Origin of the sequence: Streptomyces sp. NBC_00885, assembly GCF_045207475.1 — a bacterium.
Lineage (GTDB): Bacteria > Actinomycetota > Actinomycetes > Streptomycetales > Streptomycetaceae > Streptomyces.
Genome location: NZ_CP108796.1, coordinates 1,604,383 through 1,623,567, shown reverse-complemented (window position 1 = coordinate 1,623,567; position 19,185 = coordinate 1,604,383). Strand labels below are relative to the sequence as shown.

16 protein-coding genes and 1 pseudogene are annotated in these 19,185 nt (G+C 69.7%); 11 read left to right on the top strand and 6 right to left on the bottom strand.

Annotation, left to right across the window (positions count from 1 at the left end; all coding sequences use genetic code 11):
* The first annotated feature begins 3 nt into the window (after nucleotides 1-3).
* The 7 genes from OHA61_RS07440 to OHA61_RS07410 are packed head-to-tail and all read left to right on the top strand — an operon-like array spanning nucleotide 4 to nucleotide 7,688.
* The gene (locus tag OHA61_RS07440) at nucleotides 4-1,038 is read left to right on the top strand and encodes an NAD-dependent epimerase/dehydratase family protein (RefSeq protein ID WP_406302337.1); all 1,035 of its coding nucleotides are present in this window, start codon (nucleotides 4-6) and stop codon (nucleotides 1,036-1,038) included.
* The gene (locus OHA61_RS07435; RefSeq protein WP_406302336.1) at nucleotides 1,035-2,309 is read left to right on the top strand and encodes a DUF4910 domain-containing protein; all 1,275 of its coding nucleotides are present in this window, start codon (nucleotides 1,035-1,037) and stop codon (nucleotides 2,307-2,309) included. Before OHA61_RS07440 ends, OHA61_RS07435 begins: the two co-directional genes overlap by 4 nt.
* 5 nt (nucleotides 2,310-2,314) lie before the next feature.
* Nucleotides 2,315-3,625: a hypothetical protein gene (locus tag OHA61_RS07430; protein ID WP_406302335.1), complete on the top strand. Its 1,311-nt coding sequence runs from the start codon at nucleotides 2,315-2,317 to the stop codon at nucleotides 3,623-3,625.
* On the top strand, nucleotides 3,622-4,578 hold the full coding sequence (locus tag OHA61_RS07425) for a glycosyltransferase family 2 protein (protein WP_406302334.1): 957 nt from the start codon (nucleotides 3,622-3,624) through the stop codon (nucleotides 4,576-4,578). The genes OHA61_RS07430 and OHA61_RS07425 overlap by 4 nt, the downstream gene beginning before the upstream one ends.
* A complete protein-coding gene (locus OHA61_RS07420) occupies nucleotides 4,575-5,807 on the top strand; it encodes a polysaccharide pyruvyl transferase family protein (protein WP_406302333.1) in 1,233 nt (410 codons plus the stop codon). The genes OHA61_RS07425 and OHA61_RS07420 overlap by 4 nt, the downstream gene beginning before the upstream one ends.
* Nucleotides 5,804-6,355, top strand: coding sequence for a dTDP-4-dehydrorhamnose 3,5-epimerase (gene rfbC, locus OHA61_RS07415; RefSeq protein WP_406302332.1), 552 nt, complete (start codon nucleotides 5,804-5,806; stop codon nucleotides 6,353-6,355). Before OHA61_RS07420 ends, rfbC begins: the two co-directional genes overlap by 4 nt.
* 7 nt (nucleotides 6,356-6,362) lie before the next feature.
* Entirely contained in the window at nucleotides 6,363-7,688 is a 1,326-nt protein-coding gene (locus OHA61_RS07410) for a glutamate-1-semialdehyde 2,1-aminomutase (protein WP_406302331.1), read from the top strand.
* A gap of 7 nt (nucleotides 7,689-7,695) precedes the next feature.
* Here OHA61_RS07410 and OHA61_RS07405 read toward each other — a convergent pair whose 3' ends face one another.
* From OHA61_RS07405 to OHA61_RS07390, 4 genes are read right to left on the bottom strand one after another with little or no spacing between them, the layout of a single operon-like run.
* Nucleotides 7,696-8,370: a phosphatase PAP2 family protein gene (locus OHA61_RS07405; RefSeq protein WP_406302330.1), complete on the bottom strand. Its 675-nt coding sequence runs from the start codon at nucleotides 8,368-8,370 to the stop codon at nucleotides 7,696-7,698.
* Complete coding sequence (locus OHA61_RS07400) at nucleotides 8,367-8,498, bottom strand: hypothetical protein (protein WP_406302329.1); 132 nt, start codon at nucleotides 8,496-8,498, stop codon at nucleotides 8,367-8,369. The genes OHA61_RS07405 and OHA61_RS07400 overlap by 4 nt, the downstream gene beginning before the upstream one ends.
* Before the next feature lie 51 nt (nucleotides 8,499-8,549).
* The gene (locus OHA61_RS07395; protein WP_406302328.1) at nucleotides 8,550-9,080 is read right to left on the bottom strand and encodes an NUDIX domain-containing protein; all 531 of its coding nucleotides are present in this window, start codon (nucleotides 9,078-9,080) and stop codon (nucleotides 8,550-8,552) included.
* A gap of 1 nt (nucleotide 9,081) precedes the next feature.
* Nucleotides 9,082-10,437, bottom strand: coding sequence for a helix-turn-helix domain-containing protein (locus OHA61_RS07390; RefSeq protein ID WP_406302327.1), 1,356 nt, complete (start codon nucleotides 10,435-10,437; stop codon nucleotides 9,082-9,084).
* 192 nt (nucleotides 10,438-10,629) lie between these two features.
* On the opposite strand from OHA61_RS07390, the gene OHA61_RS07385 reads away from it, so the two are divergent.
* The 4 genes from OHA61_RS07385 (at nucleotide 10,630) to OHA61_RS07370 (ending at nucleotide 13,644) form a co-directional block, all read left to right on the top strand.
* Nucleotides 10,630-11,379 (top strand): hypothetical protein, encoded by a 750-nt coding sequence (locus OHA61_RS07385; protein ID WP_406302326.1) that lies wholly within the window; start codon nucleotides 10,630-10,632, stop codon nucleotides 11,377-11,379.
* A gap of 79 nt (nucleotides 11,380-11,458) precedes the next feature.
* On the top strand, nucleotides 11,459-12,370 hold the full coding sequence (locus OHA61_RS07380) for an aminoglycoside phosphotransferase family protein (protein WP_406302325.1): 912 nt from the start codon (nucleotides 11,459-11,461) through the stop codon (nucleotides 12,368-12,370).
* Between the two features lie 42 nt (nucleotides 12,371-12,412).
* Complete coding sequence (locus OHA61_RS07375) at nucleotides 12,413-13,060, top strand: SAM-dependent methyltransferase (RefSeq protein WP_406307299.1); 648 nt, start codon at nucleotides 12,413-12,415, stop codon at nucleotides 13,058-13,060.
* 14 nt (nucleotides 13,061-13,074) lie between these two features.
* Nucleotides 13,075-13,644 carry an HAD domain-containing protein gene (locus OHA61_RS07370; RefSeq protein ID WP_406302324.1) on the top strand — a complete coding sequence of 190 codons (570 nt, stop codon included), beginning with the start codon at nucleotides 13,075-13,077 and terminating at the stop codon, nucleotides 13,642-13,644.
* Here OHA61_RS07370 and OHA61_RS07365 read toward each other — a convergent pair.
* Nucleotides 13,628-13,810 (bottom strand): annotated as a pseudogene (locus tag OHA61_RS07365) (CorA family divalent cation transporter); the annotation flags it as partial. The gene OHA61_RS07370 and the pseudogene OHA61_RS07365 sit on opposite strands and share 17 nt — an antisense overlap.
* Before the next feature lie 709 nt (nucleotides 13,811-14,519).
* On the bottom strand, nucleotides 14,520-18,857 hold the full coding sequence (locus OHA61_RS07360; RefSeq protein ID WP_406302323.1) for an FG-GAP-like repeat-containing protein: 4,338 nt from the start codon (nucleotides 18,855-18,857) through the stop codon (nucleotides 14,520-14,522).
* Between the last annotated feature and the right edge of the window lie 328 nt (nucleotides 18,858-19,185).

Sequence of the window (19,185 nt, the reverse complement as noted above, 5' to 3'; positions counted from 1 at the left end):
ACCTTGCGCGTACTGCTCACCGGACACCAGGGCTACCTGGGCACCGTGATGGCTCCGGTCCTTGGCTCCGCCGGGCACGAGGTCGTCGGCCTCGACGCCGGTCTGTTCGCCGACTGCGTGCTGGGCGATCCGCCCGCGGACCCGTCCGGGCACCGGGTGGACCTGCGCGACGTCACGGCCGAACACGTGGCAGGGGTGGACGCCGTGATCCACCTGGCCGCCCTGTCCAATGACCCGCTGGGATCGCTGGCACCGGAGCTCACCTACGACATCAACCACCACGCGTCCGTACGGCTGGCCCGGCTGGCCCGCGACGCCGGAGTGCGGCGCTTCCTGTACGCGTCGACCTGCTCGGTCTACGGCGCCGCCGGCGACCCCAACTTGTCGAACTTGGTGACCGAGGACGCCCCGCTGCGCCCGGTGACGCCGTACGCGGAGTCCAAGGTGCGGGTGGAGGACGACCTGCACGCACTGGCCGACGGCGACTTCACCCCGGTGTTCATGCGCAACGCCACCGCCTTCGGTTACTCGCCCCGGCTGCGCGCCGACATCGTGCTGAACAATCTGGTGGGCCACGCGCTCCTGTCCGGCGAGGTCCTCGTGCTCTCCGACGGCACCCCCTGGCGCCCGCTGGTGCATGCCGCCGACATCGCGCGGGCCTTCGCGGCCGCGCTGACCGCGCCGCGGGAAGCGGTGCACGACCGGGCGTTCAACATCGGCAGCGAGATCAACAACGTCACGGTCGCCGAGATCGCCGAGCAGGTCGCCGAGGCGGTGTCCGGCTCGAAGGTGGTGATCACCGGGGAGACCGGTGCCGATCCGCGGTCGTACAGGGTGGACTTCTCCCGGTTCCGCGCCGCGATCCCGGGCTTCGACTGCGAGTGGACGGTGAAGCGGGGCGCGCTCGAACTCGCCGACGCCTACCGGAAGTTCGGGCTGACCCGGGAGGACTTCGAGCGGCGCTTCACCCGCCTTGCCGTGCTGCGCGCGGCGTCCGAGGCCGGCACCGTCGACGACACCCTGCGGTGGCGCCGATGACCGCGGCCGGCGAGGAGATGCACGCGCTGGTGGAGCGGCTGTACCCGCTGTGCCGGAGCATCACCGGCGACGGTGTGCGCGCCACCCTGGAGATCGTCGGCGAGTACGTTCCGCTGCAGGTGCACGAGGTGCCGACCGGGACGCACGTGCTCGACTGGACGGTGCCGCAGGAGTGGAACATCCGGGACGCGTACGTCGCCGACACCGCCGGACGCCGGGTCGTCGACTTCGCCGCGTCCAGCCTGCACGTGCTCGGCTACAGCGTGCCGGTGTCGGCGACCATGCCGCTGGCCGAGCTTCGCGCGCACCTGCACACCCTGCCGGACCACCCGAGTTGGGTGCCGTACCGCACCAGCTACTACACGCCGGAATGGGGGTTCTGCCTGGCCCAGGAGACCTTGGACGCGCTGCCGGACGGCGAGTACGAGGTGCGCATCGACTCCACGCTCGCCGATGGCCACCTCACCTACGCCGAGCATGTGATCCGCGGGCAGATCCCCGACGAGGTGATCGTCTCCTGCCACGTCTGCCACCCGTCACTGGCCAACGACAACCTCGCAGGCATCGCGGTGGCGACGTTCCTGGCCCGGGCGCTGGCAGAGGAAACGCCGTACTACACCTACCGGTTCATCTACGCGCCCGGGACCATCGGGGCGATCACCTGGCTGGCCCGCAACGCGGAGCGGATCGAGCGGGTCAAGCACGGCCTGGTGCTGGCCTGCGCCGGCGACCCGGGCCAACTGACGTACAAGCAGAGCAGGCGCGGCGACGCGGAGATCGACCGGGTGATGCGGCATGTGCTGGCCGCCTCCGAACGTCCGCACCACGTGGCCGAGTTCACTCCCTACGGCTACGACGAGCGGCAGTTCTGCTCGCCCGGGTTCGATCTCGGCGTGGGTTCGCTCAGCCGGACCCCGTACGCCGGGTACCCCGAGTACCACACCTCGGCGGACAACCCGGACTTCGTCTCCCCGGAGGCGATGGAGGACACGCTCGCCGTCTGCCGCGAGGCGTTCGCCGTCCTCGACCGCAACCGGCAGTACGTCAACCTCAGCCCCTACGGCGAACCACAGCTGGGCCGACGGGGGTTGTACGACTCGCTCGGCGGCCGCAGCGACGCGAAGCAGGCCCAGATGGCCATGCTCTGGGTGCTCAGCCTCTCCGACGGAGAGCACAGTCTGCTGGACGTCGCCGAGCGGTCCGGGCTGCCGTTCGACACCGTCGCCGTCGCGGCCGGCGCCCTGGGCGCCGCCGGGCTGATCAAGGAATGACGCCGATGACCACCGAGGGGGAGAAGCCGACGACACCGGCGGACCGGGCCGGACACACCCGGCGGACCGCCAAGCGGGCCATCGTCGGCAGGCTGTCCTGGGGACTCGCCGACCAGGCGGCCTCCAGCATGACCAACTTCGCGGTGGGGATCTACGTGGCACGCTCGCTGGGGCTGACCGCGTTCGGCGTGTTCAGCCTGGCCTGGCTGACCTACGGCGTGGTGCTCAACGTCGCCCGCGGGCTGGCCACCGACCCGCTCGTGGTGCGCTTCAGCGGCGTGCCGGAGGTGTCCTGGCGCTCGGCGGCGGCCCGGTCGTCGGGTGCCGCGCTCGGCGTCGGTGCCGTCCTCGGCGCGGTCTGTCTGCTGGTCGGGCTGGGCCTCGGCGGCCGCGTGGGGCCCGCGTTCGCCTGCCTCGGCGTCGTACTGCCGGCGCTGCTGCTGCAGGACGCCTGGAGATTCGCATTCTTCGCCGCCGGCACCGGGCAAAAGGCGTTCGCCAACGACCTCGTGTGGGGCGTCACGCTCATCCCAGCCATGGTTGTTGCGGCCCGCGTCGGCAGCGTGGCCGCTTTCGTACTCGCCTGGGGCGCGTCCGCCGCGGTGGCCGCGGGGTACGGCTGCTTCCAGTCCGGCATCCGGCCCCAGCTGACCGGAGCGCGCCAGTGGCTTCGCGAGCACCGCGATCTCGGCTACCGGTACCTGGTCGAGAACGTCAGCCTCAGCGGCGCGAGCCAGCTGCGGGCGTACGGGCTCGGCGCGATCGTCGGGGTCGGCGCGGTCGGTGCGGTCCGGGGCGCCGAGCTCCTGCTCGGCCCGTTCCTCGCTCTGCTGATGGGGCTGTCGCTGGTCACCGTCGCCGAGGCGGCACGGGTGCTGCGGCAGGCCCCGCACCGCCTTCGCACGTTCTGCCTCCTGCTGGGCGGCGGGCAGGCCGCCGCCGCGCTGCTCTGGGGCGGGGCGCTGCTGCTGATGCCGGACCGGGCCGGCGAGTTCGTACTCGGCGGCGTCTGGCACTCCGCCTCGGCGCTCATCGTGCCGGCCACGCTCGGCGTCGCGGGCGCCGGCCTCGGCACCGGCGCGGCGGCCGGACTGCGCGCGCTCGCCGCGGCCCGGCGCAGCCTGCGCTGCCAGCTGTTCGCCTCCGCCTGTTACGCCATCGGCGGGCTCGGCGGGGCCGCCGTGGCCGGCACGATCGGCTCGGCCTGGGGCGTCGCCGCCGCGACCGTCTGCGGCTCGGCCGTGTGGTGGCTGCAGCTGCGGTCCGCCCTGCGCGAGCGCCACCAGAACCCCATCCCCGAAGTGAGGACGCCATGAACGCCCATCCCCGGTTGAGCATCGGGCTGCCCGTGTACAACGGCGAGGAGTACCTGGCCGAGTCACTCGACGCCCTGCTCGGCCAGACCTACGAGGACTTCGAGTTGGTCATCTCCGACAACGCCTCGACCGACGGGACTCAGGAGATCTGCCGCAAGTACGCCGCGCAGGACTCGCGCATCCGGTACCTCCGGCTGCCCCGGAACATCGGCGCCGCGCCGAACCACAATTACGTGTTCACCGAGTGCCGCGGCGAGCTGTTCAAGTGGGCCTCGCACGACGACCTGTACGCCAGGGACCTGCTACGGCGCTGCGTGTCGGCGCTGGACGAGCGGCCGGACGTGATCCTCGCGCACAGCGGCCAGGCGGTCATCGACGGCGAGGGCCAGGTGAAGGTCCCGTACGAGTACGGGCTCGCCACCGACTCGCCCCACGCGCCGGAGCGCTTTCGCAGTCTGCTGTTCGAGCCCGGTGGCGACGACTTCTACGGGGTGATGCGGGCCGATGTGCTGCGCCGGGTGAAGCCGCACGACAGCTACCACCACGCGGACCGCACGTTCGTCGCCGAGATCACCCTGCACGGGCCCTTCCACCAGGTGCCGGAGCTGCTGTACTTCCGCCGCGACCACCCCACCCGCGCCGAGCGGGCGAACCCGTCCAAGCGCTCGCGGTGCGTCAACCTGGACCCGCGCCGGGCAGGCTTGATGCACCCGACGCCGCGGCTGCTCGCCGAGTACGTCTGGGGCTTCGCCTCGGCGATCCGGCGGGCGCCGTTGTCCCCGGCCGACCGGCGCGCGTGCTACCGCCACTTGGCCGCCTGGATGACCAGCCGGGTCCGGCCGGGCGCCGGCGAGCGGGTCGAGGACCGCGCCCCGGTCGACCCGGGCCGACTCACCGTCTCCGTCGACGCCCTCGTCGCCGGCCGTGAGGGTCGTACAGGAGGGCAGGCATGACGTCCGCGGACCAAACCCCGGTGCGCGTCGGGGTGTTCGGCCTGCTCGGCTCCGGCAACCTCGGCAACGACGGGTCGCTCGAGGCCGTGCTCGGGTATCTCCGCGCCGCGCACCCGGAGGCGGTCGTGGACGCGCTGTGCGGCGGACCCGATGCCGTGACGGCCCGGTTCGGGATCCCCGCGACACGGCTGCACTGGTACCGCGGGGAGTACCGGACCGCGTCGCGTGCGGGCGCGATCGCCGGCAAGGGCCTGGGCAAACTCGTCGACGTCTTCCGCACCGCTGCCTGGGTGCGCCGGCACGACGTGGTGATCGTGCCGGGCATGGGCGTCCTGGAGGCCACGCTGCCGCTGCGGCCGTGGGGCTTCCCGTACTCGCTGTTCCTGCTGTGCGCGAGCGGCCGGCTGCTGCGCACCCGGGTCGCGCTGGTCAGCGTCGGCGCCGCCGCGATCGGCAACCGGCCGACCCGGGCCCTGGTGCGCTGGTCGGCGCGGCTGGCCACGTACCGGTCGTACCGAGACTCCCTGTCCCGTGACGCGATGCGGGCGATGGGCGTGGACACCGCGCGCGACGAGGTCTACCCGGACCTCGCCTTCGCCCTGCCGACGCTGCCGGCGAGCGCGGCCTCGGGCCCGCCGGGCCCGGTATGCGTCGGCGTCATGGCCTTCCACGGCGGCAACGACGACCGCGCCCGGGCCGAGGAGATCCACCGGCGCTACCTCGATGGGACGACCCGCTTCGTCCGCGCGCTGGTCGAGGACGGCAGGCCGGTCCGGCTGCTCACCGGCGACGAGTGCGATGCGCCGGTGGTCGCCGCGATCCTCGACGCGGTTGACTCGCCGCTGGTCACCGCCGCCGAGACGGCCTCGCTGGCCGACCTGATGAAGGAGATGGCGGCTGCCGACACCGTGGTGGCGACCCGGTACCACAACCTGATCTGCGCGCTGAAGGTCGGCACGCCGACGCTCGCACTCAGCTATGCGGCGAAGAGCGACGCACTCATGGACCGGATGGGTCTCGGCGCGTACTGCCATCCGGCCCGCGAGGTCGACGCCGACCGGCTGCTCGAGCAGTTCCGGGCGCTGGAGAGGCGATCGGTGGAGCTGCGGCGGACCCTCTCCGAGCGGAACCTGGTCGCCGTCCGGCAACTTGAGCACCAGTTCGCCGTTTTGACCTCGGCCCTGTTCCCGGCGGCCGACCACGCCCACGCCCTGCGGGAGGCTTCATGAAGGCGACCGAAGTCCCGGCGATCGCCGGCGCGTACCTGTTCGAGCCGACGCCGTACGCCGACGAGCGCGGCTTCTTCTGCCGTACCTTCGACGCCGACGTGGTCCGCTCGGTGGGCATCGACCCGGACACCTTCATCCAGGACAGCGTGTCCCGCTCGGTGAAGGGCGTGCTGCGCGGCATGCACCTGCGCTCCGGCGCGGGCGAGGCCAAGCTGGTGCGGTGCTCGTACGGGAAGATCTTCGACGTCGTCGTGGACCTGCGGCCCGACTCGCCGACCTACCTGGGACGGGCCTTCTTCGAGCTGTCCGGCGAGACCCAGGTGACCCTGTACATCCCGGCGGGGTGCGCGCACGGCTTCCAGGCGCTGACCGAGACCGCCGACACCTCGTACCGGATCGACCGCCCGCACGATCCGGCCGAGGACGTGACGATCGCCTTCGACGACCCGGAACTCGCCATCCCCTGGCCGCTGGAGATCACATCGATGTCCCAGCGGGACCGGGAGGCACCGAGCCTCGCCGAGGCCCTGAAGCAGAAAGAGAGCTGAAGTCAGCGTGGACACCGAAGAGTTCCAACTGCCCCGGTCGCGGCTGGCGAACGAGCGGCTGCACGCCATGATCCCCGGGGGCGCGCACACCTACGCCAAAGGCGACGACCAGTACCCCGAGAACCTGGCCCCGGTCATCAGCCACGGCCGCGGTGCCCACGTGTGGGACATCGACGGCAACCGCTACATCGAGTACGGATCCGGCCTGCGGTCGGTCAGCCTCGGCCACGCCCACCCACGCGTGATCGAAGCGGCGCGGCGGGAACTCGACCGCGGCAGCAACTTCGTGCGGCCGTCCATCGTGGAGGTCGAGGCCGCGGAACGCTTCCTGGCCACGGTGCCGACCGCCGAGATGGTGAAGTTCGCGAAGAACGGCTCCGACGTCACCACCGCCGCGGTGCGCCTCGCCCGCGCCGTCACCGGGCGCCCGCGGGTGGCCATCTGCGGCGACCATCCGTTCTTCTCCGTCGACGACTGGTTCATCGGAACCACGCCGATGTCCGCCGGCATTCCGGCGGCGACCACCGAGCTCACCGTGGCGTTCCCCTACGGGGACCTGGCAGCCACGGAGGAGCTGCTGACGCGGTACCAGAACGAGGTGGCCTGCCTGATCCTGGAGCCCGCCGGCCACACCGAGCCGCCGCCCGGGTACCTCGCCGGCCTGCGCGAGCTGGCCGACAAGCACGGCTGCGTACTGATCTTCGACGAGATGATCACCGGCCTCCGCTGGTCCGAGGCGGGCGCCCAGGGCCTGTACGGCGTCGTCCCCGACCTCTCCACGTTCGGCAAGGCGCTGGGCAACGGGTTCGCCGTCTCCGCGCTGGCCGGGCGCCGCGATCTGATGGAGCGGGGCGGGCTGCGTCACTCCGGCGAGCGGGTGTTCCTGCTGTCCACCACACACGGTGCGGAGACTCATTCGCTGGCCGCCGCGATGGCCGTGCTCACCACCTACGTCGAGGAGGGCATCACCGCGCGGCTGCACGCCCTCGGCGAGCGGCTGGCCGCCGGTGTCCGCGACGCCGCGGCCGGCATGGGCGTCGGCGACCACGTCGTCGTCCGGGGCCGGGCCAGCAACCTGGTCTTCGCCACCCTCGACGAGAACGGGCAGCCGTCGCAGCAGTACCGCACCATGTTCCTGCACCGGCTCCTCGCGGGCGGAGTGCTGGCCCCGTCGTTCGTGGTGAGCAGCGCGCTCAGCGACGCCGACATCGATCACACCGTCGATGTGGTGGCCCAGGCATGTGCGGTGTACCGGAAGGCACTGGACGCCGCCGACCCCACCCCCTGGCTGGCCGGGCGGCCGGTGAAGCCCGTATTCCGCCGCTTGGCGTGACGTGACGTCAGCGAAGCTGCCGCCGACCGGCGTCGGCCAGCCGGTCGGCCAGGCGGTCGACCAGCCACGCAGTCGCCGGTATCACCGCCAGCGCGGTGCACCAGCCGCCGAGGACGTCGGTCGGGTAGTGCGCGCCCAGGGCGACCTGCGCCCAGCCCATGGCGGCGCCGGCGGCCAGCGCAGTGGCGAGCACGAGTAGCAGGCCGGCCGTCCTGCCGAGGCGGAGCCGGCCGGTCGCGAGCAGCGTCACCATGAGGGCGAACGCGGTGAAGAAGGCGGTGTGCCCGCTCGGGTAGGACAGATTGCCGTCGCCGTGGATGGTGCGTCCCACCAGGTGCTTGAGCAGCGTCGCCGTCCCCACGGTCAGGCCGACGCCGGCCACGACGAGCACCGCCGCACGAGGACGCCGAAGCAGCAGGCAGCCCGCCACGGCGGCCACGACCAGCATCGCGGCTCCGGCGGGTTCGCCCAGGAAGTCCAGGGCCAGAGCCACGTCCCGCCACGGCGGCCCCACACTGTCCGCCGTCGGCTGGATGATCCACCTGTCCACCGTGCCGGGCTCGCTGTGGCCTGCGTACAGGACCCCGAGCACGACGACCACCAGCGCGGCGAGGCCCGCGATCAGCCCGAGCCACACGCGCAGCGATGGGGGCAGCACCGCGGCCGCCGGCCGACCGGTCACACGCCCACCGCGTCCGGTCGAGCCGCGGTTGCTTGCCGTGATCGGTAGATTCCCTCGCTGTTGACGACGAGCGTGGCGGGAATCAGGGTGTTGGCCTTGGGGTCGTAGTAGTACTCAGTCCTGCCCACTGCGGTGGTGCTCCTGTCTGTTGGGCCCCCAGGGGTGCGTTGTCTGCCGAGTCAGGACCAGCCGTCGAGAGAGACCTGGGAGCCTTCGGTGAGGTAGCGGCGGAGGGCGCTGGCGGTGGTGTCCACGAACTCCTTGGGGATGGCGTTGGCGTCGATCCAGCGGACTTGGGAGTGCTTGCGGGGTTCGCGGTTCTCGGGTTCGCCCGTCCATTCGTGGGCGGCGAAGACGACGGTCAGGAATCCGTTGGGGGCTTCGACGCCCCATGCGCCGTGGATGATGTGGGCGACCTTGAGGGACTCGGGCTTCACGGTGAGGCCGGTCTCCTCGTAGAGCTCGCGGACCGCGGTTTCCGTGATCGGTTCTCCCGGCTCGCTCTTGCCGACCGGCAAGTCCCACATGCCCTGGGCGAACTTGGCGATTTCGCTGCGCTGGAGGAGGACGACGCGATTCGTGGCCTTGTCGTGGACGATGACGGCCGCGACCAGCAGGGTCATCGAGTCGAGCGCCGGCTCGAGGGCTCGGGAGCGGTCGTCGGTCTGCTGAGCCACGGGATTCCCTTCGTCGGGCGGGTTCTTGGGCATGTTAGGCGAGGGCCTCGCGGGCGCGGCGGGCGAGATCGGCGGCACCGGGGACACGGCGGCGCTGGTAGACCGCGAGGGTGGAGCGGATCGACGCGATGGCTTTGCGGGTGCGGTCAGAGGTCATGCCTTCCATGAGGACCAGCGCCTGGGTCCAGGCGGCAACCGCTTCGTCTGCACGGGCTTGGGCGGCGAGGCTGTCGCCGAGGTCGGCGTGGGTGAGGGCGTGGACGCGTTTGTACTTCTCCGGATCCCAACGGGTGAGGGCGTCGCGGTGCTGCTGTTCGGTGCCCACGTGGTCGGCGAGGTCGGTCAGGGTACGGGCGGTGTGGCTGGCCACGGTGCCGGCGGCGGGGCCGCTGACGCGAGAGAAGCTGGGTTGCGGCCCGTCGTCACGTAGGAGGGCATCCTCGGCGGCGAGAAGGGCGCGTGCGGCCGAGGGGTTCTCGTCGACAGCCGCGTAGGCGCGAGCGTGGGTGATGTGGAGGAGGGCTTCAGTCTGGCTGTCGACGCGGCCGAGGCCGCGGATGAGGGCGGCTTCGACGAGGTCCACGCAGTGGTGTGGCTGTCTGAGGCTGAGGGCCTGGTGGGCGAGGGCGCGCATCATCCAGGCGGCGTGGCCGTGGGGGTCGGCTTCGCAGGCGAGCTGGTATCCGACCTGGTAGTAGCGCTGGGCGGCGCCTTCGTGGCCGAGGTCGTGGTGTTTCCAGCCGGCGAGGTAGGCGAGTTCGGCGACGGCGCCGAAAGCTGCCTGACGTAAGCGTTCCGAGGGGAACCGTCCGCGGAGCATGGGTGCTGCGGTGTCGGCGAGGTAGGCAGTGACTGTGGTCAGGCCGTGCCCGCCGCCGAGGCGTTCGTCGGCGGCACTGAAAGCCACCGTGATCTGCCGTACGACGTCGATGTCCTCGCCGCCGACGAGGGAGCGGGCGGTGCGGGCGCGGAGCATGCGGGAGGCGGCTTCGTGGTCGTGCAGGAGCGGCATGGCGACACCAGCCGCGGTGAAGGCGGCGATGGCGAGGAAGCGGCGGCGTTCGACGTCCGCGCGGCCGAGGTCGGTGACCGTGGTCACCGGGTCGGTGTCTGGCGAGGGCTCCGTGTCGGGTGGGTGGAGTCCAAGCTCGGTTTGGGTGACAACGCGGGCCAGTCGGCGCGAGAGGGCTTCAGCGAGGTACTGGCCTGTCCGACCCGACGGGGCGCGGGTGCCGTTCGCCCAGTGAGAGATGGCTGACTTGTTGGTTTGAAGCAGCTCGCCGTTCTCTGCGGCGATGCGTCGTACGTCCTTGGCGAGCGCCTCATACGTACATCCTGCGGCGTCGATGGTTGCGCGCAGGCGGGAGTTGGGGTTGATCGGCGCTGGCACGACCCTCCGTCCCGGAGTTGTAAACCGCGTATACCGCTTGGACTCGGTCACACGGTACCCACTCTGCGTAGCGGGCAGTTCACTTATCGACAGGCGCCCGGCTCACGGGCTGGGCGACCCCCAAGTTCCTTACGCCCCACCGGGCTCGGGCATTCCTATGCCCCGGCCCGGCCGATCAGAGACGGAGAAACGGTGACCACCATCGACACCGCGGCCATCACTGTCGAGCTGTCCGACGCCTTCGACCCGCGCTGGAGCCGCCTGCCCGGCATCCAGGTGGACGGCCGACGCATCACCATCGACCCGGCCGAGTACTTCTTCCGCTTCGAGTCCAGCACCTGGCTCGTCGCCGACTGGGAGCTGGTCAAGTCCCAGCTCCTGGGCGTGGACGAGACGACCGAGAGCGCGGTCGAGCAGCTCGCGCTCGACTTCATCAAGAACCACGGAGAGTCCACCTCCGACGCGCCCCGCGTGCTGGCGACGGCGTACGAGGTTTACTCCTACCTCTTCCGCGAGGAGCACCTGGCCGGCCTCGGCCTGCCCCAAATCACCGCCGACCACCTGCGCATGCTGCGCGAGGCGGCCACGCTCATGGCGCTCAACAAGGTCGAGCTGGACGGGCACATCTCCAACGTCGGACCCTGCTGGTTCTTCCCCGCCGCCACCTCCGTCGTCTTCGACCTGGACGACCAGATGGGCGGAATGCTGGACGAGGTCTACCACGGCGGCTGGTTCAACGAGCACCGCCGGATCGAGTCCATCAAGGCCCACGCCGCTCTCGGCGGCCGGCTCGTACACGGCTGCCAGTCCGTGCCGGACCAGACCGGCGGAGTTGTGGCGCCCTACGGTGCCTCGATGGCCAACTTCCGTGACGACCTGGCCGAGTTCAAAGCGGCCTGGATCGAGCAGGTCTACGCCCACCGCGTGACCGCGGCCGAGTAACCCCCAGCCCCCGTACGGCTCCGGGGCGGGCTGATCTGCTCGCCCGCCCCCGGAGCCCACCAGCCCCTTGGAGAACCCCATGGACCAGAGCCTGACCACCGCCCTGCTGGACGAACTGTGCACCCTCGTCGGCAAACCCCGCCCCGAACGTGCCGAGATCCGTGTCTGGGGCATGTCCGGCGTCGAACGCGTCACCTTCCCCGACGGCACCACGGCCGTCTTCAAGTACGCCAAGGAGCCCTTCGACCGCGAGGCCCAAGCCCTGAGGTTGGCGCACCAGCGCGGGCTGCCGGTCCCCAAGCTCCACGCCACCGCCATGCAGGACCGCTGGCTCGGGATGCTCATGGACGACCTCGGCACCCCGGTGCGGAACGCCGACGACCTCGACGGCGTCGCCGCCGCCGTGATGCTCCACGCCGCCCACCCGGCCGGCGGCCTGCCCCTCCTCGACGGCGCGGGCCTCGCCGTCCTGCCCGGCCAAGCCCTCGATCACCTCCAGCGGCTGCGGAAAGCCGACCGGTGGACCGACTGCGACGACATCGGGACCGCTCTGGAGAAGATCTCCGCCGCGGCCAAGGCCCGCGTCCAGGGGGCAACGCTCGACCCGTTCGGCTGGGTCCACTCCGAGTTCCACCCCACGAGCATCCACATCGGGGAGAACGGCTGGCACCTCCTCGACTTCGCCCGCGCCTTCACCGGCCCCGGCCTGATCGACCTCGCCTCCTACCACGGCACCACCGACGCACCGAGTCCCGTGCGACTGCGGGTGTTCCTGGAGCAGTACGTCACCGCAGGCGGCCACGAGGACGCCCTAGCCGCCCGAGGTGGCCTGGCCGCGGAGGCGTGGGCCCTGGGCTGGCACCGCATGTGGGCCGTCGAGTGGTTCATGGAGCAGGCCATCCGCTGGATCAACGACCCGGCCAGGGACCCCGCGTACATCCGCGTAGTCCGCCGCCACCTGAACGACGTGGTCCAGTTCTTGGAGGTCTAGGTGCTCACCCTCTCCCCCTGGTACGCCCACGCTGTCCAGCGCATGGCCGCTGCCCCCGCCCACGCGCTCACGGCACCGGCCCGGATGGAATGGAGCACCCACCCGGGCCTCGGTCCGGGCGCCTCGATCCTCGGCCCGGACCTTCGCAGCAAGCGCCTCCTGGAGCTGGGCTGCGGCCCAGGCCACAACGTGGCCCACCTCGCGAAGCACCACCATGCCCGCGTCACCGGCGTGGACCTGGTCGGCCTCCAGATACGCCGTGCCCGCTCCCACTACGGCAGCATCGACGGCGCCACGTTCGCCGTAGGCCACGCACTGCACCACTTGCAGGCCACCGGCCAGACCTTCGACGCGATCTACTCCGTCTTCGGCGCCGTCGGCCTCATCGCCCCTGAGCTCCTGCTTGCCGCCATTTCCCGTCGCCTCCATCCGGGCGGTGTCCTGGCCTTCTCCGTCCCACACCCGGCACGGGCCGGAAGACATCCATCCGCAGACGACCGTCCGCGCGAGGACAACGTCACCATGCCCGACCACACCCGACTTCCCATCGCTCGCTGGGAGTTCGACGTCCACCGCTGGGGCGCCCACCTCTCGCGGACTGGCCTGCGCATCACCTCTGCACTGGAGCTCCGCCACCCTCGCCGCGACCCGTGGCCCACCACTCTCCTGATCACCGCCCGCAAACGCTGACCCCGAAGGCACCGATGACCCTGCCCTACCTGCTGCTGGACATCGACGGAGTCCTCATACCCTTCCCGGCCGCGGACGGCAGCACCCCGCGCACGCACATCCGCCACGAGGTGCTCCCCTCCGGTCGGGCTCCCAGCGACACGGTGTCCGTCTGGCTCGACCCCAACCACGGCACCTTGCTCACCGACCTCCTGGCCAGCAGCCTCATCACCCCCATGTGGTGCACGAGCTGGCGCAAGGACGCAACCACGATCATCGGCCCGCTCCTCGGCCTGCCGGACGTCCCGTATCTCGACCTGCCTCGCGCACAGATCACCACCAGCCACCCTGATGGCTACCTGTGGAAGCGCGACCATGTCGACGCCTGGCTCGGCGAGTCGGCCGTCGCCTGGATCGACGATGATTTCACCACCCTCGATCACACCTGGGCCGCCGAACGCACCGCCCGCGGTCACCCCACGCTCCTCGTCCAGCCCACCCCGTACGCCGGACTCCAACCGGACCACCTCAGTCGAGTAAGGGAATGGGCTGCAATGGTCGGTGGAGGCAGGGGTTGGCGGCCTAAAGTCAGTCGCGGCGCTTGAAGATGAAGTACAGGCTCACGCACACCACCGCCATGAGCAGGATCGCGAACGGATACCCCGCAGCCCACTTCTGCTCCGGCATCGTCTCGAAGTTCATCCCGTAGATCGTCCCCACCAGCGTGGGCGCAAACAGGATCGCCGCCCACGAGGAGATCTTCTTGATCCCATCTCCCGAGCGGCCCTGACCTGCGGAAACGCGCATTCTTCGGCCTCTGGCCTGCGGTGAAGCGTTTTTCACGGCCTTTCAGGGTCATGCCGTGTTACGCAGCCGAGTCTCCCCACGCGCTCCCCAGGCGGCTTCATTCTCCCCATATTCTCCCCAGCGACGCCGGTTGCGGGGGAGGCTGGGTGACGACTTGGGGGGATCGCTGCGCCAGCTACGCAGCGTATTCGTTGGGCCCTGGCGAGCCGAGACCCCAGGTCGAAGTCTGCTGGTCTAGTGGGCGGGCGGAGCCAACGTGCGATGCCACCCGTCCGCTCCTCAGCACTGCTCGGACTCGTGTGGTGGGGCCCGGTGGTTGCGTGTGGGATCTGCCAGGAACGCTTCGATGCCCTCGGCGTCCCATGGGGGAATTGAGGCTTCTGTCCAGACCGGCAGTTGGCGGAAGTCGCACAGATCGCGGCGTCCGGCGCGCAGGGACGCCATCAGCCGGTGACAGCCGGATCGCGGGAGCAGCCTCTGCCGCTGATCCTGTGACGTCGTCGCTCCGTTTTCCGAGGTGCTTGCGGGTGCGCTCTTAAAGTGCCTGACCGCGTGTCGGCACCTCCGTTGAACCTCCCGGGTAACGAAGAGATCCCGTCCGATCAAACTGATCGGACGGGATCCCCCTCGATCATCCCGTGCTATCTCGCCGTCAGGGGACGGTCCCTCGATATCAGTTGTAGGGCTTGAAGAATCGGGTGGATGCGTAGACCCATTGGTCTGCGGTGTAGGTCCAGCTGGCGAGTGCGCCGTTGAACTTGGCGTCGTCGCGGGCTGTCCAGGTCCACATCTTCACGGAGTCGTCGGGTTGGTGGTGCATGGCGCCGATGTCGTCGCGTCCGTCGCCGTTGTAGTCGCCGATGACGAGCTGGCTTCGCTTGATGTCCCAGTTTCCGGCGTTGCTGGAGAGGGAGACGAAGGCGGAGCCGAAGTGGTCGTCGGGTTCGGACTCGGCGATGAAGGTGGAGACCTTGTCGCTGCCGTCGGCGTAGTCGTACCAGATCATGGCGTCGTCGCGTCGGTCCCCGTTGAAGTCTCCGGCGTGCGGGGTGGAGCGGTTCCAGTCGAGGGAGGCGGTGTACCACCACGATGTCGGGTTGGCAAAGCCTCCGGTGACGGTGGCGAGGAAGGTGTGGTTGCGCACGGTGTTGTCGCCCTGGCCGTAGAAGACGCCGATGTCGTCGCGTCCGTCGCCGTTGAAGTCGCCGGTGACGAACTTGCAGCGGCTCCTGAGCCAGGTGCCGCTTGGGGCGGACCAGGACTCGAAGGGCTTGTTGAAGCCGCCGGTGACACTGGCGGTGTAGGTGAAGAGCTTGCTGGTGCCGTCGGGGTAGGCGTACCAGACGGCGATGTCGTCGCGTCCGTCGCCGTTGAAGTCGCCGGCCTGCGGGGTCATGTAGCTGGTGTGCATGATGCCGGGCCCGACGTGCCAGGACTTGAAGGGTGCGTTGAAGCCGCCGTCCGGTTTGCCCAACGCCGTCCACAGGGTGACGGCGGTGTCGCTGTGTGCTTGCAGCGCCGCCAGGTCGCCGCGTCCGTCACCGTTGAAGTCGCCGGTGACGAACTTCAGGGCCTTTGCGTCCCATACCCCGACTGCGGCTGCGTAGGACTTCATCGGGAGGTTGAACGAGCCGTCCGAGTTGGACGGGAGTGTGTATGTGGCGTCGGAGCCTGCGGTGAAGTCGTACCACAGCCCCATGTCGCTGCGTCCGTCGCCGTTGTAGTCGTGTCGGGTGACGGTGCCGCTGGACCAGACGGCCTGGCCCTTGCCGTTGTAGACGACGAGGTTGCCGCGGTCCTGGAGCAGGACGTGGCCGTCTGCGGTCAGACCGGGTTCGACGTCGGGGTGGCTGGGGTCTGCCTTGACGTCCGTGCTCCATAGCTGGGTGCTGCCGTCGGCCGAGTAGACGGCGAGGTTGCCGTTTGCGAGTACGCGTGCGGTGGCGCCGGTGTTGCCGGTCGTGCCGCTGGACCACAGGGTCTTGTTCGCGTTGGAGGTGATGACGAGGTTGCCGTCGGCCTGCATGGTGAGTTTGGCCGAGTTGGAGGCCAGGGACTGGCCGCTGGCGAGGGTCGTCCCGCCAGGGATCTGACGGCCGCCGTTGGCCCCGTCGATCGGGAAGTAGGCGCCGATGCCGGTGAAATCGTTGCCGGTCTTGTGGCCGGGCCAGCCGATGAGAGTGTTGTCCTTCTTGCGTGACCAGAGATCGGGGATTCCGTCGCCGTCGTTGATGTTGTCGCCGTTGCCGTCGCCGTCGAGGTCGCCGGAGGAGCCGATGGTGGGGTAGAGGCTCTGCGGCATGGTGCCGGTGGCGATCTTCACGCGGCTGGTGGAGTTGCCCCAGGTCGCCGAATCGAGGATGCCGGTGGGGTCGGCCTGTCCGTAGGAGCGGAAAAGGTCGCCGGAAGCGTTCTCGCGCAGCAGCAGGTCGGGCAGTGTGTCGCCGTTGAGGTCGCCGGGGACGACGACGGTGAACTTGTCCCAGTCGGTCTCGCCTACCAGGACCGGGTGGGGGCGGACCTTGTCCAGCTGGGCGGAGCGGTTGCCGTAGTAGACCCACAGCTGCTTGCCCTGCTTGACCAGCAGGTCGGCCGTCTGGTCGTTGTTGATGTCGCCGCCGGTGATGATCTGATCGGCGCTGTACCAGTGGTCGTCGCCTGACCAGCCCTCCTCACCCTTGCAGCGGCCGCTGGGGCGGGGTACGGGACAGCTGACGCTCAGCTGGAGGTAGTTGTCGCGGTCGATGATCCCCTTGCCGTTGTTGGGGTAGACGCGCAACTTGTTCTTGTTGTCGTTCTGGTTGTACTCGAGCGAGATGAGGTCGTTGTATCCCTCCTGCCCCCAGTCCCCGCTGAAGGTGACCTGCTGGCCGGGGAAGGTACCGCCGCCGTTCGTCGCGGACGAGAATTCCCGGCTGCCGCGCCCGGCGTAGGTGAGGAGCGTTCCGTTGGTGTCGGTGTTCCAGATGTCCTTGAAGCCGTCGCCGTTGAGGTCACCGGGCTTGTCGCGCTCCTGGGCGCGTGTGGCGTAGTACAGGTAGGTGGCGGTGTCCGAGCGGTTACCGGCCTTGTCCACGCTGTACGCATATATCAGGTGCGGACCGTACGACGGTGGCGTGACCAGAGCGGAAGGCGAACTCGCCTGAGTCTGGTTCAGGTCGGGGTCGGTGTCGGTCCACCAGAAGTAGGAGTCGACGTCCGTGACCCCGTTCGCGGCGAACAGGAACTTCCCCTCGGAGCGGGCGGCGCCGGTCGGGCTCGGCCATCCGGCGTCACCGTTGGGGAATTCGTTGCCGTCAGAGGTGATGATCGGCGGCTTGCTGGGTCGGCTGCGGTCCAGGGTGAATTTGCAGGTGGCGCTCCAGGCCGAGTACAGCCCGTCTGGATCCTTGGCGCGGACTTTCCAGGTGTAGTCGCCGCTGGGGGTGCTGGCCGAAGGCAGCACGACGGTGGCCATCCGCCCCTTGAGCGCGGGGACGCTCGTGTCGACGACCGGCGTGCTCGTGCCGGACTTGAACGCCTGGAACTGGGCGCTCAGGTTCCCGCCGTCCGGGTCGTCGATCTTCGCGTACAGGCTGACGGCGACGTTGCCGATGCTGCCGCCGGCTGTGCAGTTGGTGCGGGGGTTGGTGCCCAGGCCGCTCGGCGTCTTCGGCGGGTTGTTGTACTTGATCTCCAGCGTGGCGGTCTTCGGGTCGAACCTCTTCCAGCCGAAGGTGTCCGTCTCGTCTTCGGCATAGAGGCCCAGGGTGACGCTCGCGTCGTCGCCCGCCGCTGCGGTCCGTACCGCGCCGGTGGCGTCGAACTCCAGGTTTCCAGCAGCGCAGTCCGAGCTCCAGCCCTTGGAGTCGTTCACGACGTCCAGCCGGGACCCGATCTTGCCGGGCTGGTTGTTCCACGTCGTCTTCTTGGAGATGTCGCCGACCTGCCACAGCTCGACGGGGCGGTCCTGGCACGACCATGACCAGGTGTTGCGGACGCGGAACGTGGCGCTCTTGATCTGAGCACCCGTCACGTCACTGGTGTCGAGCTGGAAGAAGGAACGGGAGATCCGGTTCGAGCCCCCCGTCTCCGCCTCGTAACCGACCCGAACGTCTTCCTTGGCGTCCCAGTAAGACGTGTTGGGGTAGGCCTTGTACACGCGCGCCCAGTGCTGCCACTCGCCCCAGGCCCAACTGGGGTCGATGTAAACCGGGTAGGTGGTCTCCGCCCCCGTCAGCAGGTCCTGGTCCGGAGTGATGGTCAGCGTGTCGCCGCTGACGGAGGTGGCCATCTGCGCGTCCTCGGCGCCCGCGCCGGGCTCGAACGAGTCTCCCGGGTCCGAGGTGGCCAGCGTTGCCATACGCGCTGTCGGTGCGGCAGGAGCGCTCGAGGTGCTGGAGTCCCACATGAGGGGGGCGGGGCTGGTGAACACGGTCTGCCCGGCCGGGTCGGTCGCCACCAGCGTGCCGGTGTCCGTGTCCTTGGACACGTTCAGTCCGACGGTGTTCATCGCGAACTGCAGCTGGGCCAGTTCGGAGTTCTGCGCCGCCTCGGCGGTCTTGACCACCAGCAGCTGCGAGAAACCCTCCACCTCGGCCTTCAACTGCAGGTCCACACCGGCGAGGACCTCGGCGTACGTCGCCACGTTCCCGTCGAGCGTGGGCTTGGGCAGGGGCTTGGGCCACGACAACGACAGTGTGCGCCCGTCCTTGACCCCGGACAGCATCGGACCGCTGCCCCCGCCGGAGAACTTCACCGACACCGACGCCGCCTTCGGTACGACGGAACCATCCGCCGCGAACGCGAGGGTCGGATCGGCGGTCACCCACGCACCATCACGCCACAGTCGTACGGCAGTTCCGTGCCGCTTCACCGAGAACGACCCGTCAGGCTGTGCCCACGTGTCACTGGCCTCGGTGCGGGCAGAGAGCAACTCCACAGGCTGACCCGAGGTTTGAGCGTCCTGGACGGCCTTGTCCTCTTCGCTCATCGACCCGTCAGCCACCGGATCGGACGAGACAGCGGCCACGTTGGCGGAGTCGAGAGGGATGGCATTCGAGGGCTCGCCACCCATCGTTGGCGCGAGAATCCCACACGCCAGGATGGAGCACAGTAGACGAGATCTCCACCTCCCAGGAGAGGCCCCACCCCTATGTGATATAGACACGATTCCACTCCCCTTAATCCAATGTCCGGATTTCGGGGCAGACTCTAAGGCATCCTCGCGCGAACCCAATGTCCCTGGGAAAGCGGCGCCTCATTCGCATGTGATGAAAGGGTGATTACTGGGTGAACCCGGATAGGTGATGGCCTATCAGATTTCGGGTTTCAGGCTGCCCATCTGCCTGTCTTGCCTC

Bases quoted from the DNA above. Each gene is read 5' to 3' on its own strand.
- OHA61_RS07435 (WP_406302336.1), top strand. From the start codon at position 1,035: ATGACCGCGGCCGGCGAGGAGATGCACGCGCTGGTGGAGCGGCTGTAC.
- OHA61_RS07430 (WP_406302335.1), top strand. From the start codon at position 2,315: ATGACCACCGAGGGGGAGAAGCCGACGACACCGGCGGACCGGGCCGGA.
- OHA61_RS07425 (WP_406302334.1), top strand. From the start codon at position 3,622: ATGAACGCCCATCCCCGGTTGAGCATCGGGCTGCCCGTGTACAACGGC.
- OHA61_RS07420 (WP_406302333.1), top strand. From the start codon at position 4,575: ATGACGTCCGCGGACCAAACCCCGGTGCGCGTCGGGGTGTTCGGCCTG.
- rfbC (WP_406302332.1), top strand. From the start codon at position 5,804: ATGAAGGCGACCGAAGTCCCGGCGATCGCCGGCGCGTACCTGTTCGAG.
- OHA61_RS07395 (WP_406302328.1), bottom strand. From the start codon at position 9,080: ATGCCCAAGAACCCGCCCGACGAAGGGAATCCCGTGGCTCAGCAGACC.
- OHA61_RS07380 (WP_406302325.1), top strand. From the start codon at position 11,459: ATGGACCAGAGCCTGACCACCGCCCTGCTGGACGAACTGTGCACCCTC.
- OHA61_RS07375 (WP_406307299.1), top strand. From the start codon at position 12,413: ATGGCCGCTGCCCCCGCCCACGCGCTCACGGCACCGGCCCGGATGGAA.
- OHA61_RS07370 (WP_406302324.1), top strand. From the start codon at position 13,075: ATGACCCTGCCCTACCTGCTGCTGGACATCGACGGAGTCCTCATACCC.